The sequence below is a fragment of the uncultured Tateyamaria sp. genome (assembly GCF_947488715.1).
Classification (GTDB): Bacteria; Pseudomonadota; Alphaproteobacteria; order Rhodobacterales; family Rhodobacteraceae; genus Tateyamaria.
Genome location: NZ_CANLAG010000002.1, coordinates 1 through 12,222, shown reverse-complemented (window position 1 = coordinate 12,222; position 12,222 = coordinate 1). Strand labels below are relative to the sequence as shown.

The window sequence follows — 12,222 nt, the reverse complement described above, 5'->3', positions numbered from 1 at the left end:
TGTTGGAAGAAACTGTGCCGCACGCTCCGCCAGAGGAGCCGTAGCCATGACGAGTGCCTCTCAAAACACTACGTGCGCTTTCAACGATACGGCAAAGCCGGCAGCCATTTCTGATCCGAAGCGCAACCGCAGCAAACGCCGTGAACCCTTGCCTCTTGTCATCCGCCTGACAGTCGGAGCGGTCGCGACTGGAGGAACTGGCCGCAGGCATAACTATGTCGGCCTATGTCCGGGCGTGTGTGCCTGCTCAGGGAGCCAAGCGGGAAAGAGACGGCCCAAAGATGCTGTTGCCGACAAGAAAGCAGCGGCTGAGGCGCTGGCCCTGCTTGGGCAGTCACGGATTGCGAACAACCTCAACCAGCTTGCCTATCACGCTAATATCGGGACGCTGGATGTTGTGGCGACCGAGCGTGCGAAGATCGATGAAGCCTACGCGCATGTGCTGGCGATCCGGGCACTGCTGGTCACCGCGTTAGGGAAATCCTCGTGATCCTCGAAGGCAACACGCGCGGTTTTTGGCGCAAAGTCGGCCCTGCATCTGCTCAATCCGCGCGACAATGACCATGTGACCGTGCACGGCATTGAAGTCTTTGTGGCTGACGATCTCTTTGGAGCCTTTGCGGAGACAGAAGCCATCGCACAGGCCACGCAATGCCAAAAGTAGCTGTTCTCGCTGTCGCTCAATCCGCCTCCGGATCAATCAGTCTCCATCGATCTGTTTGAAGCGACCTTTGCAGAGGCGGAGAAACAGCTTGGTCTGGCGGGCCAGCCCCGCGCGGTTCTTTTCCATGAGAACAACGGACCTCGGCATACTCATGTGGTGTGGTCGCGCATTGATGCGGCGTCCATGACAGCCATCAACATGCGCCATTTCAAGCGCAAGCTGACACGGCAGGCGCATGAGATTTATCTGAAACAGGGCTGGGACGTGCCCAAAGGCTTTGAGCGATTTAAAGAGCGTGATCCTCTCAACACTTCTCGGCAAGAGTCGCAACAGGCCAAACGCACAGGCCGGGATCGTGCGGCGCTTAATCGACGCTCAAATCCCGCGCGATGGCGTCATAGTCGATGTAGAAATGCAGCGGCTCAGGAATGTCGCCAAACAGGCCTTGTTCAACAAAGTCCTCGGTAAGCTCACGCATCGTATCGACATGGTAGATATCAAGGTCGAAATCGCCTGGCTGGGTATTGTCTTCAACTGATACCCGCACTCACCTACCGCTAGAATGACACGGGTTTGTCGTCCTCGTCCCAGTCTTCAACCACATCCAAATACTGCTTGAGATTGGCCTGAATGATGCCTAAGGCCTTTGCCAGATCGCAATCAATGAACTGGATTTCGAACTCTTCAACGGGATCATCGTAGTCATTCCGCAGCTTTACTGACTTCTCAGCGTCGCCGTCATAGCTGTCAAAATAGAACCCTGTCGCTGCAAGGTCATAGGGTTGTGCAGGTAATTGAACGGTCATTGTCTTGTCCTTCTCTTTTTCCTCCCTTGGGGAGGGGTTGCGCCTGCAACCCTTGGCTCTCTCCGAGAGTGGAGATGGGAGGGGACACGAAAAATCGGCGAAAGGATCTCTTCCTTGTGGGAGGCACCCGCAGATGAAAGCTGCGGGAGGCACCGGCAACGAAAGATCCTGAGCGCTCTGTTTTGCTTGCGGGGAGAGAAGAGGCAAAGCCTCTCGACCTCCCCGATGAATGGAGGAAAGTGGCGGTGATAACCGCCGCAATAAATGCGTCAGGGAGCAAAGCCCGCAGGGTAGAAACAAGCGCAGCGCAGGTTCCGTTCACGCGCACCCGGCCCGGCATGGGAGACGCCCAAAAGAAATGGAACGTTTGGGACTGAGTCAGCAATCTATCGCCCGTAAAAGGCGAAGCAATACACTCTATACGATCCTTGCCTTGAGACATTCCCGCAATTGGCATAGCGCGGACCAATCAAAAGAGGGACAGAACATGACGGAAATCAACTGGGACGCGTTTTCGCTGGATGAGCTGAGGAACATCCAAAAGACCGCGACAAAAGCCATCGAGAGTTTTGAAGCCCGCAAGCGCAACGAAGCACTTGCGGCAGTCGAAGCCAGAGCGGCTGAACTGGGCTTTTCCCTGAGCGAGCTGACGGGCGGTGCCAAAGCCAAAGGCATTAAATCCACGCCCAAATATTGCCACCTCGAAAACCCAGCCAAGACCTGGACCGGCCGTGGCCGTCAACCGAGCTGGGTCAAAGACGCGCTCGCCAATGGCAAGTCACTCGAAGACCTGCGGATCGCAAAGTAAACTCATCTGATACAGCAAATAAGAAAGATGCGTACCTCTCGGCACGCCTCTTCCCAACACGCAACGACGCAGAATGCTAGGCGGGGCCATCCATGGATGGTTCTACAAACTCATTGCCCGGCTGCTGATCGCCCTTGACGGTCCGGAGGACTAAGCGCCCGTCGAAGGGGTAACGCATCCATGCGCGCTTCATAGCCTTCACTGTCTTTATGCGCCCAGGCGGCTGCAATCTTGCTCCAGAAAGACGTTTGGCCATCACCAATGGCCGTCACGGTGTAGCCCAACATGAACGGTTTGTTGCTGGCGGATTTGGTTCCTGATCTGTGTTCGTTACTAATAAATGTACTCCTTACTAAAAAACATTGAACGAATGAAAACATATAAGGAACAAAAATCCATGCGAGTGCAAAAAAAATTTAGCAAAAACATACTGATGTATGTAGTGAATACTAGCGTGGACGGTGGAAAGCAGTATTTCGCTGCGCGCGCGCTTTAATTGGGAAGGAGGTGCTAAGCGGCCATTCGGTTTTGGCCTGCAGACCTGTCTCTTCTCCGCCTTCATTCAGGTACGATCTATGAGAATTGGTTCATCTGGATGCCAAGCGATTTGACCTTTGAATAGGCGGTTGTTGGCGCAAGCCCGAGGATCGCTGCTGCGCCGAACTTGCCTGAAATCTTGCCTTTGGCACGGCGCAGCGCTGCCTCGAAGTTCGCAATTTCCAATTGGCGCAACTCTTTCTGGGTCAGGACGCGGTTTGTTTGCGTGGGCGCATCTGATGGGCCGCTTTGGATGTCGAACTGCAACCGACCACCCTGAGCAAGGATCGCTGTGCGCTCTATAACGTTTTCCAGCTCCCGCACGTTTCCCGGCCAGTCATAGGATTGTAGCGTTTCTATGTTGGCTTTGGTCAGTGTCATCTTTGGCAGGCGCAGACGGCGCATCGTGCGATCGAGGTAGTGCCGCGCGAGGTAGGGGATGTCTTCGGGCCGGTTCTTGAGGGGTTCGGTCATGATCGGCAGCACGTTCAACGCAAAATAGAGGTCTTGCCGGAACCTTCCGGCCCGCACCTCGGCCAGCAGATCATAGCTTGTGGTGGCGATAACCTTGGCCGCGACGGGAATGTCAGAGCCGTCACCCAGACGCCGGAAGTGGCCCGTTTGAAGAACGTCGTGCAGGCTCGCTTGCACCTTGGCGGGTAGGCTCGCGACCTCGTCCAGATGTAGGGTGCCGTTGTGGGCCATGAGCAATTTGCCCGTCATATCCCGCGTGGCACCTGCAAAGGCACCGCGGCGATACCCGAAAAGCTCTGCTTCTAGATCGGCGGCCTTTTTCTGATCACAGTTGATGCGCACGAGGGGGCGGTGGTGACGGTCGCTTGCTTCGTGGATCGCCGAGGCTGTCATACTTTTGCCGGATCCAGACGGGCCAGAGACCAGCACATGGGCACCGCTTTGCGCGGCCAGATCAATCTGAGCGTTCAGCGATTTGATTGCGGGTGACACGCCAACCACACCCGTGTGCGACCGCGCCGAGCGTATCTCTGTCAGAAGGTATTCGTTTTCCTGTTGCAGCTTCACCTTCAACTCTTCGACCTGCGCCAGAGCATCCCGCAGCCTGCGTTCATTTTCTTTGCGCTCGGTCACATCGCGAAAGATCACCACGGCACCGGCCAGGACATCGTGGTCGTAGATCGGGGTCGAAACATATTCCACAAGGATCGGCTTGCCGTCTTTGCGCCAAAACACATCATCTTCCACGCGCATGGTCTGGTCGCGGCGGAACGATTTGTAGATTGGGCATTCATGGGCGGGGAAGTGATCACCACTCAGGTGTTTGTGGTGGATGATTGAATGCAATTCGCGCCCAATCAGATCGTCCGACGACCAACCCAACATTTCCTGCGCCGCGCGGTTCACGAAGGTGGCCTGCCCTTTGGAGTTGATGCCATAGATGCCTTCGCCAGCAGCTTCGAGGATCAGATGGTTCTGGGCCTCGACCTCTTGAAAGAAGCCATAAATGTTTTGCCATTGGGAAAGGCCTGCGTTCTGATGCGCCTCCCGTTCTGCTTGCTGGTTGCGACGGTCGTGTTCGTCAAGGTCCAGAAAGCTGAGCAGCACCAACCCCGACTTGAGTTGCGCCCCATAGGTCTGAAGCCGCAAAGGCATCCCCTTCGCGTTCGTCAGTGAGAGGCTACGGTCCACATACGATCCGAAATGCGCAACAGCATCGAAAAACACCATGGCGACCGAGAGGTCATTTTCCATGTGGCGAGAGAGCGGCACAGACAGCGCCGTCTCCCCCAACAAGGCACGCCCTGCCTCATTGGCAGCGACGATACTGTCGCAGCGGGTGTCGACAATGATCGTTGGCATCGGATGATGGGCGATTAGATCTGCAGGTTCGGTTTCATCGAGCATGAGCAGATGATGTGAGTCCGCAGGCACCGAGCAAATTACGAAATCCCGTAACTTACGATAATTCGTAACGCTCGCTCAAAAATTAACCAACAAAATCAATACCAACCTGCTTTGAAGGCATTTGGAGGAAGGTCTTCTGCACCGCGGCGTCGCGTGAAAACATCTTGTTAACCAATGACAGGAGACGGACATGACGATCAAAAGCCTTGGAAATCCATTTTCCGTAAAGACCGACCTGAGACATGGCGCTGATTGCGGGTGCGATAGCTGCCTGACGGGTCACGGACACGACAAGAACCACAAAGAACCGACATCCATGTCTTCAGAAGAGATGATGGAACGGGCGGTTGAAAGTGCGGTCGTCCGATCCGTTTTCGGTCAGAACGACATCGCGCGGCGGTCTTTTATGGGCATGCTGGGCGGCACATCCGTTGCGGCGGCGCTGGCTTCTGTCTTTCCTGTCAAACAGGCGGTGGCCAATATTCTGGATGATCTCGGCCCTCCAGAAAAGACTGACCTGAACATCGGCTTTGTACCGATTACCTGCGCCACGCCGATCATCATGGCGCAGCCCTTGGGCTTTTATGAGCGTTACGGTTTGAATTCTCAGGTTATCAAGACTGCGGGCTGGGCCGTGGCACGCGATAAATCCCTGTCCGGTGAATACGACGCTTCACACATGCTGACGCCCATGCCTTTGGCGATGACGATGGGGGCAGGTTCCGTGGCCGAACCCTACATCATGCCAGCCGTGGAAAACATCAACGGGCAGGCGATTGTTCTCTCCAATGAACACCTCGACAAGCGTGACCCGAGCCAGTGGAAGGGCTTCACCTTTGGCGTGCCGTTTGAATACTCCATGCACAACTTCCTGCTGCGCTACTATGTTGCTGAATTCGGGCTGGACCCTGATGTGGACATCCAGATCCGCGTTGTGCCCCCGCCAGAGATGGTCGCCAACCTGCGGGCCGGAAATCTTGATGGCTACCTGTCGCCTGACCCGTTCAACCAACGTGCCGTGTACGAAGGCATTGGCTTCATACACATCCTCACCAAAGAAATCTGGGAAGGTCACCCATGCTGTGCCTTTGCTGCGCCTTTGTCTTTCGCGACCGAATTGCCAAATACCTACGGCGCTTTGCTCAAGTCGATCATTGACGCGACACAGTACGCATCAAACCCCGAGAACCGCAAAGAAATCTCGGCGGCCATCGCGCCGACGAACTATCTCAACCAGCCGGTCACGGTGATCGAACAGGTCCTGACGGGCACCTATGCCGACGGTCTGGGCGAAGTTCAGCGTGTGCCGGACCGTATCGATTTCGATCCCTTCCCATGGCATTCGATGGGCGTCTGGATCCTCACTCAGATGAAACGTTGGGGCTATATCGAAGGCGATGTCGATTACAAAGGCGTAGCAGAACAAGTCTACCTCGCCTCCGACGCCCGCAAAGTCATGACCGATCTGGGGTATGAAGCACCGGCTGAAAGCTACAAATCGCACATGATCATGGGCAAGACCTTCGATCCGGCACAGCCCGAAGCATATGTCGACAGCTTTGCGATCAAAGCGGGCGACTGATGGAGCGTTTATCAGAAAACAGGCGTGCAGCAATCTGGTCGGTCGTCTTGCTGTTTGTTGGTCTGTTTGTGTGGGAAATCTCGATTTCCGCGCAAACGGTCAACACCGGCGAGCTCACCGAATATGAATTGCTGACAGGGGCGGGCACGGCGAAAGCGGGCGTGCCGCCCCCCAGCGAAGTCGTAGTCAAGGCGTGGCAGGAGCTGTCCAACCCTTTCTATGATGCAGGGCCAAACGATAAGGGCATTGGCATCCAGATCGGCTATTCGATCTACCGTGTCCTGACTGGGTACTTTCTGGCAGCAATCATCGCGATCCCGCTTGGATTTCTGATCGGCATGTCATCGGTGGCCTACAAGGCGCTTAACCCGTTCATTCAGGTTCTGCGGCCAATTTCGCCGCTCGCGTGGATGCCATTGGCGCTGTTCATCATTCAGGATTCTGAGGCGTCGGCTATTTTCGTCATCTTCATCTGCTCTATCTGGCCAATGCTGCTGAACACAGCCTTTGGCGTGGCTGGCGTGCGCGAAGATTGGGTGAACGTGGCCCGCACCCATGAACTTGGGGCGTTCAAAACCGCCTTTACGGTTGTCTTGCCCGCCGCTGCACCCACCATCGTGACGGGCATGCGGATTTCTATCGGGATCGCATGGCTGGTCATTGTTGCGGCAGAGATGCTCGTCGGCGGGACCGGGATTGGCTACTACGTCTGGAACGAGTGGAACAACCTCGATCTGACCTCCGTAATCTTCTCAATTCTCATGATCGGCATTGTTGGCATGTTTCTAGACGCGGCCTTTGGCCTGCTTCAGCGACGCGTCGCTTACGTCGAATAAGGTAAACCAATGGCCAATTCATTTCTGAGCATCGAAAAGCTGACCCAGCGCTATCCCGACGGCAAAGGCGGCGAGTTCACGGTTTTCGAAAACGCCAGCTTTGGCATCGAAAAGGGCGAGTTTGTTTGCATTCTAGGTCATTCGGGCTGCGGTAAATCCACCATTATGAACATCCTTGCTGGGCTTTCTGAGCCGACTGAGGGCGTCGTAAAAATGGACGGTTATGCAATCTCCGGCCCCAGCCTGGACCGGGGCGTGGTCTTTCAAAACTATTCGCTGCTGCCGTGGCTGACAGCCTTGAAAAACGTGACGTTCGGGGTGGCCGCGCGCTTTCCCGACTGGAGCAAACAAAAGATCGAGGACCACTCGATCGCGTTTTTGGACAAAGTCGGTTTGTCGGGCGATGCCATCCACCGCAAGCCCAGCCAACTGTCAGGGGGCATGCGGCAGCGTGTGTCAATCGCCCGCGCTTTTGCCAATGAACCCAAACTTTTGTTGTTGGATGAGCCCTTTGGCGCGTTGGACGCGTTGACCCGCGGCACCATTCAGGAAGAGCTGCTCAAGGTTTGGAGCGGCACCGATCAGACGGTATTTATGATCACCCACGACATCGACGAGGCGATCCTGCTGGCGGACCGCATTTTGTTGATGACAAACGGACCGCTGGCCCGCGTCGCAGAAAGCGTGGAGATCACCATCCCAAGACCACGCGTGCGCACCGACATAGTGGAGCACCCGAATTACTATGCCATCCGCAATCATCTCGTCCAGTTTCTTGGGAAACGCTCAGCGGAACTGGCAGGTCAAACAAGTGCGGAAGGCGAGACCCATGCGCCGGAAACTGTTCTCATTGAAAAGACAGATCATGCGGCGGATGAGCAGCCGTTGTTGCAGGCGGTCAAAACATGACGGACCAGCCGCAGCGCGCGCCCATTCCACCGTTCAGCTACGATGACGCTGTGCAAAAGGTGCGGATGGCCGAGAACGCCTGGAACGGGCGCGACCCTGCCAAGGTTGCGCTGGCCTATACGCCTGACACCAAATGGCGCAACCGATCAGAGTTTCTGAACGGGCGGGCCGAGGTGGAGGCTTTCCTAACCCGCAAATGGGCCACCGAAAATGGCTATCGCCTGATCAAGGAAATCTGGACCCACAGCGACGACAAAATCGCGGTTCGGTTTTGCTATGAATGCCACGACGCCAATGGGCAGTGGTTTCGCGCTCATGGGAATGAAAACTGGGAATTTGACGCCTTTGGCTACATGGCGCAGCGTCACGCCTCGATCAACGATGTTCCCATCAAAGAAGCAGAACGCCTGTTTCACTGGGACGCCTCCGGGCCCCGCCCCCATGATCACCCCGGCCTGACAGAGCTTGGGCTGTAAGACATCAATACAAAAGAAGGACACCACACCAATGACCGACATGATGACCAAAGAGGACGTCACAGCAATGATCCTTTCGGCCAAAAAGACCGCCGGAATGACATGGGAAGGCATTGCCGAAAAGATAGACATGTCTCCCGTCTGGACCCATTCGGCGGCGATGGGCATGAACGCCTTTCCCGCGGAAAAAGCAGCGTTGATGGTCAAGGTCATGGGCCTGCCACAAGAGGCCGAAAGCATCCTGGCCGAAAGCCCCACCAAGATCTGGGAACAGGCGGTTCCGACCGACCCTTGCATCTACCGCTTTTACGAAATCGTCGGAGTCTACGGACCAACTCTCAAGGCGTTGATCCAGGAAAAGTTCGGCGACGGCATCATGTCCGCGATTGATTTTGATATGTCTGTCACACGGGTCGAAAACCCCAAAGGGGACCGCGTGAAAGTTGAAATGTCGGGCAAATACCTTGGCTACAACAGTTGGTAGGACTGAATTGGGGTCGCCTTCTTAGGCGGCTCCCATTGCCTTGAATTGATCCATTTTGCAGACGCTAGGTATTCCAGTCTCAAGACACAAACGCCAGTTACCCTGCCACATCAACGCCAATTCCGACTTTTCGTGGGTCGATCGCCACGATCCACGGCAAGGTGGATGCATCGGGTCAGTCCAAAACAGCGCTATCCAAGAGTAGTACCATGGGGCATGCTCAAGTTTGAGCAATTCACGCGAGTGCCAAGGCGGATTGCAATCGTAGGCTTAGAAATTTCCTGACAATTCTCACGTGCAGAACAAAGAGTGGTGGGTGCAAACCGAAGGTCTGGGCGCCCTGAAATGCCGCAATATCAGCCGAGGTTTGCTCTGAACCTCGCGGCCAAAGCATTGCAGCATTGACATCAAGGTCCCCCTAGGACGCCCATGCACCGCCGGACGCCCCAGACTAAGCACGATGCCGCGGCGCCTCCGAGGTGGACATTTAGCCCATTCTGACCGTTGCTGCATACAAAATTGCGAAGCAGTCATCACATGTTTGGACGAGCTCACACGCCGGTCTTCGATCTGTCTTTCGCAGTGAACCCTACTGGCGTTCAAAAAAGCGCATGATTGTGTTTGCAGTAAGTGATTGGTTGGTCAAAGCCACACCGTTTTCGACAGCACGATGCTCGACTTCACTGTTGGCAATATAGCCCATCAAAGCATTCAGGTCGCCGGCCGTGAAATCCATACCGGCAATACATGGGCTGTCTTCTTTTCGAATTTGATCGGAAAGAGGTCCGATGTCGTCTTCAAAGGCATCGGCGCTCAGGACCCTTAACATCCCATTTGCCGTGACGCATTGAAAGCCACCTTTCAAAACCTCGAAGCCTTGGTACAAGTTGCCAAACTGTGTCCGCAGGGCTTCGTGATGCTTTTCATGCGCAACGACATTTACACCGCGGATGCCATCAACTGTGTTGGGGTGCTCTAACCATTCAGGCACATAAATCAGATCCGGGCGATGTTGTTGGCACAGAAAAAGCGACAAACGTGGGAAGTTGTTATCAGGCAAAAGCGCCAGCGTGGTTTTTGTACGCCCCTCAGTACCGTCAGGCAGGATCACATCGCGACCAAACTCCAAGTGCCCCGCGACGACCAAACCCGCTTTCTCTGCATGCTTGGCATCCTCAACAGAATTGGTGCTGTGCAACGCCGATAGGGCAACGCCTTCGCGGATATTCAAATGCTTATGGATATGCCGTCCAAACCGAAAATGACCTGCGGGCACTTCGTCCAACAGCGTGTCATCATAGATGCCCATGATCTCGAGGAGACATCCGTCAAACATCGCAAGGCTGGTACTGGTGCCCCACGGATGCTTGCCGATAGCCGTCATGTTGAAACCCAAAAGTATCAAGCGTTCGCGCAACGCAACAATATCGTTGGTCGCAAGCAGTGGGTGATCAATTCCAAAAGAAGCGTTCATGAGGGGGTTCCTTTTGTCGGAACGAAACTGACGCGGGATGAACCACGAACGCAGGCCTTTGATCCAACGGCAACCATCCCTTCCGGAATGTCGTCCACAACAATTGAACCCGCCGCGATATTGGCGTGTGCCCCAATGGAGATACCGCCCAATAGGACAGCACCTGCACCTATCACCGCCCCCGTGCCGACATGGGGATGCCGATGCGCACCACTGTCATTCAGAGTGCTGCCTAAGGTGACGTTGTGCCAAATCGATACGTCTTCTTCGATCACGACTGTCTCGCCCACAACAAAGCCTAAGCCATGGTCAAGCCACAGCCCAGCGCCGATCTGCGCGGCAGGATGAATGTCCGTCGCGAATGCGCGACCGCAACTGGCCTTGATCGCCAGAGCGAGGTTCGTGTCACCGCCCACCCAAAGTTTGTGGGCAACGCGGTGCGCCATAATCGCCTGTACCCACCGCGAGAACAGCGCTGTTGCGGCCTGGCCGCCGGGCTCGAAATTGCGACGCGCGGTTTCGGCAATATCGTAAAGCGTGATTTCAACCAGCAGGCTATCTTCAGCATAAACCGATTGAAAAACACTCCCAATGGCATCGCTGTTGCAGAACTGACTGAACAAGGCCCCCGCAAATTGCGGAAAATCCTCGAATGGGCCAAGGTTAAGGACCTGCACCAATGGCGGATTGCCGTTAAGGAGTGCTTGGACGTCATCAACCAGTTTCATCAGATTTACCCTCTAAGAAACATACCCAAACGCGATGCGTGGCTTTGGTGCGCTATCAAGCCAAACGCTTTTGGCAGAGGTATATTCCATCAACGCATCTGTCCGGCTGGAGCGCCCAAAACCAGAGCTAAGTGAGCCACCAAAAGGCGAGGAGACGTGGATCGCCTTGTAGCTGTTGATCCAAAACGTACCCGCACGAACGGCATCGGCCATTCGGTGTGCCCGTCCCACATCGGCGGTCCAAACAGCGCCGGCCAGTCCAAAATTGGTGGCGTTCGCAAGCGCGATAGCATGAGCTTCGTCCTCAAACGGTATTGCGGTGACGACAGGACCAAAAATCTCTTGCTGCGCGGCCTTTGCAGCATTGGACAATCCGTTCAAAAATGGTCGGTGGGACGAAGTAACCTGTTTCCTGGATATCGGTGCGCGTGAGAACCGACGCGCCTTCGTTCTCGGCCAGTGCAACCATGTCACTGACATGTGCGAATTGGCGACCATTGCTGATAGGGCCAACTTCCGTGGCTTCATCCAGTGGATCGCCCAGTTTGATGTTGTTCATGCCCTTCGACAGCATATCGACCAGCTCTGCGTGAACGGATTTATGCACGAGCAGGCGTGACCCAGCCACACAGCTTTGCCCTGCCCCAGAGAAGATCGCCGCTTGGGCACCAAGACATGCATGTTCGAGATTTGCATCATCAAAGACGATGTTCGCAGATTTGCCGCCAAGTTCCAGGACCGCCGGCTTCAACGCTTCGGCTGCCGCAATCGCAACACGTTTTCCGGTTTCAGGAGAGCCAACAAAGACGACCTTGCGAACCGCCTCGTGCGCGATCGCAGCCTGTCCTGATGTTGGACCCAGACCACAAAGCACGTTGACCAAGCCCGCAGGCAAGCCCACACTTTCTGCGAGTTTTACAAGGGCGACAGTTGTGATTGGCGTCAGTTCACTAGGGTTATGACCCATTGATTTCCGCTTATTGTGGTGATTCACGATTCACAAACGAGCGGTTAGTATGTCTGATCTTTTCTGGTTG

15 protein-coding genes are annotated in these 12,222 nt (G+C 55.2%); 7 read left to right on the top strand and 8 right to left on the bottom strand.

The features are described from left to right. Positions 1 to 46 precede the first annotated feature (46 nt). Entirely contained in the window at positions 47 to 490 is a 444-nt protein-coding gene (gene mobC / locus Q0936_RS04335; protein WP_299297213.1) for a plasmid mobilization relaxosome protein MobC, read from the top strand. 538 nt (positions 491 to 1,028) lie between these two features. On the opposite strand, the gene Q0936_RS04330 is transcribed toward mobC, so the two are convergent. Further along, a complete protein-coding gene (locus Q0936_RS04330; protein ID WP_299297215.1) occupies positions 1,029 to 1,142 on the bottom strand; it encodes a hypothetical protein in 114 nt (37 codons plus the stop codon). Between the two features lie 79 nt (positions 1,143 to 1,221). Further along, on the bottom strand, positions 1,222 to 1,470 hold the full coding sequence (locus Q0936_RS04325; protein WP_299297216.1) for a hypothetical protein: 249 nt from the start codon (positions 1,468 to 1,470) through the stop codon (positions 1,222 to 1,224). Positions 1,471 to 1,957: 487 nt separating this feature from the next. Between Q0936_RS04325 and Q0936_RS04320 the strand changes: the two genes are divergently transcribed. Further along, the gene (locus Q0936_RS04320; RefSeq protein WP_299297217.1) at positions 1,958 to 2,278 is read left to right on the top strand and encodes an H-NS histone family protein; all 321 of its coding nucleotides are present in this window, start codon (positions 1,958 to 1,960) and stop codon (positions 2,276 to 2,278) included. 573 nt (positions 2,279 to 2,851) lie between these two features. Here the strand turns inward: Q0936_RS04320 and Q0936_RS04315 are convergent. Continuing rightward, positions 2,852 to 4,696, bottom strand: coding sequence for a sigma 54-interacting transcriptional regulator (locus tag Q0936_RS04315; protein WP_299297218.1), 1,845 nt, complete (start codon positions 4,694 to 4,696; stop codon positions 2,852 to 2,854). 82 nt (positions 4,697 to 4,778) lie between these two features. Continuing rightward, positions 4,779 to 4,997 (bottom strand): hypothetical protein, encoded by a 219-nt coding sequence (locus Q0936_RS04310; RefSeq protein ID WP_299377918.1) that lies wholly within the window; start codon positions 4,995 to 4,997, stop codon positions 4,779 to 4,781. 15 nt (positions 4,998 to 5,012) lie between these two features. On the opposite strand from Q0936_RS04310, the gene Q0936_RS04305 reads away from it, so the two are divergent. From Q0936_RS04305 to cynS, 5 genes are read left to right on the top strand one after another with little or no spacing between them, the layout of a single operon-like run. Then, a complete protein-coding gene (locus tag Q0936_RS04305; RefSeq protein WP_299297221.1) occupies positions 5,013 to 6,278 on the top strand; it encodes a CmpA/NrtA family ABC transporter substrate-binding protein in 1,266 nt (421 codons plus the stop codon). Next, a complete protein-coding gene (gene ntrB / locus Q0936_RS04300) occupies positions 6,278 to 7,114 on the top strand; it encodes a nitrate ABC transporter permease (RefSeq protein ID WP_299297222.1) in 837 nt (278 codons plus the stop codon). Before Q0936_RS04305 ends, ntrB begins: the two co-directional genes overlap by 1 nt. A 9-nt stretch (positions 7,115 to 7,123) precedes the next feature. Beyond that, positions 7,124 to 8,023, top strand: coding sequence for an ABC transporter ATP-binding protein (locus tag Q0936_RS04295; RefSeq protein WP_299297224.1), 900 nt, complete (start codon positions 7,124 to 7,126; stop codon positions 8,021 to 8,023). After that, positions 8,020 to 8,499: a nuclear transport factor 2 family protein gene (locus tag Q0936_RS04290; protein ID WP_299297226.1), complete on the top strand. Its 480-nt coding sequence runs from the start codon at positions 8,020 to 8,022 to the stop codon at positions 8,497 to 8,499. The genes Q0936_RS04295 and Q0936_RS04290 overlap by 4 nt, the downstream gene beginning before the upstream one ends. 31 nt (positions 8,500 to 8,530) lie before the next feature. Beyond that, complete coding sequence (gene cynS / locus Q0936_RS04285) at positions 8,531 to 8,983, top strand: cyanase (protein ID WP_299297227.1); 453 nt, start codon at positions 8,531 to 8,533, stop codon at positions 8,981 to 8,983. Between the two features lie 589 nt (positions 8,984 to 9,572). On the opposite strand, the gene Q0936_RS04280 is transcribed toward cynS, so the two are convergent. From Q0936_RS04280 to Q0936_RS04265, 4 genes are read right to left on the bottom strand one after another with little or no spacing between them, the layout of a single operon-like run. Beyond that, positions 9,573 to 10,457, bottom strand: a complete 885-nt coding sequence (locus Q0936_RS04280) for a VOC family protein (RefSeq protein ID WP_299297228.1) — start codon at positions 10,455 to 10,457, stop codon at positions 9,573 to 9,575. Then, positions 10,454 to 11,185, bottom strand: a complete 732-nt coding sequence (locus Q0936_RS04275) for a serine O-acetyltransferase (RefSeq protein ID WP_299297229.1) — start codon at positions 11,183 to 11,185, stop codon at positions 10,454 to 10,456. Before Q0936_RS04275 ends, Q0936_RS04280 begins: the two co-directional genes overlap by 4 nt. Before the next feature lie 12 nt (positions 11,186 to 11,197). Continuing rightward, entirely contained in the window at positions 11,198 to 11,557 is a 360-nt protein-coding gene (locus tag Q0936_RS04270; protein WP_299377984.1) for an aldehyde dehydrogenase family protein, read from the bottom strand. Further along, on the bottom strand, positions 11,490 to 12,152 hold the full coding sequence (locus Q0936_RS04265) for an aldehyde dehydrogenase family protein (protein ID WP_299297232.1): 663 nt from the start codon (positions 12,150 to 12,152) through the stop codon (positions 11,490 to 11,492). The genes Q0936_RS04270 and Q0936_RS04265 overlap by 68 nt, the downstream gene beginning before the upstream one ends. Positions 12,153 to 12,222 lie beyond the last annotated feature (70 nt).

Excerpts from the sequence above, each read along its gene's own strand:
- mobC (WP_299297213.1), top strand. The coding sequence starts at position 47 with ATGACGAGTGCCTCTCAAAACACTACGTGCGCTTTCAACGATACGGCA.
- Q0936_RS04330 (WP_299297215.1), bottom strand. The coding sequence starts at position 1,142 with ATGCGTGAGCTTACCGAGGACTTTGTTGAACAAGGCCTGTTTGGCGAC.
- Q0936_RS04325 (WP_299297216.1), bottom strand. The coding sequence starts at position 1,470 with ATGACCGTTCAATTACCTGCACAACCCTATGACCTTGCAGCGACAGGG.
- Q0936_RS04320 (WP_299297217.1), top strand. The coding sequence starts at position 1,958 with ATGACGGAAATCAACTGGGACGCGTTTTCGCTGGATGAGCTGAGGAAC.
- Q0936_RS04315 (WP_299297218.1), bottom strand. The coding sequence starts at position 4,696 with ATGCTCGATGAAACCGAACCTGCAGATCTAATCGCCCATCATCCGATG.
- Q0936_RS04305 (WP_299297221.1), top strand. The coding sequence starts at position 5,013 with ATGTCTTCAGAAGAGATGATGGAACGGGCGGTTGAAAGTGCGGTCGTC.
- ntrB (WP_299297222.1), top strand. The coding sequence starts at position 6,278 with ATGGAGCGTTTATCAGAAAACAGGCGTGCAGCAATCTGGTCGGTCGTC.
- Q0936_RS04295 (WP_299297224.1), top strand. The coding sequence starts at position 7,124 with ATGGCCAATTCATTTCTGAGCATCGAAAAGCTGACCCAGCGCTATCCC.
- Q0936_RS04290 (WP_299297226.1), top strand. The coding sequence starts at position 8,020 with ATGACGGACCAGCCGCAGCGCGCGCCCATTCCACCGTTCAGCTACGAT.
- cynS (WP_299297227.1), top strand. The coding sequence starts at position 8,531 with ATGACCGACATGATGACCAAAGAGGACGTCACAGCAATGATCCTTTCG.
- Q0936_RS04280 (WP_299297228.1), bottom strand. The coding sequence starts at position 10,457 with ATGAACGCTTCTTTTGGAATTGATCACCCACTGCTTGCGACCAACGAT.
- Q0936_RS04275 (WP_299297229.1), bottom strand. The coding sequence starts at position 11,185 with ATGAAACTGGTTGATGACGTCCAAGCACTCCTTAACGGCAATCCGCCA.
- Q0936_RS04265 (WP_299297232.1), bottom strand. The coding sequence starts at position 12,152 with ATGGGTCATAACCCTAGTGAACTGACGCCAATCACAACTGTCGCCCTT.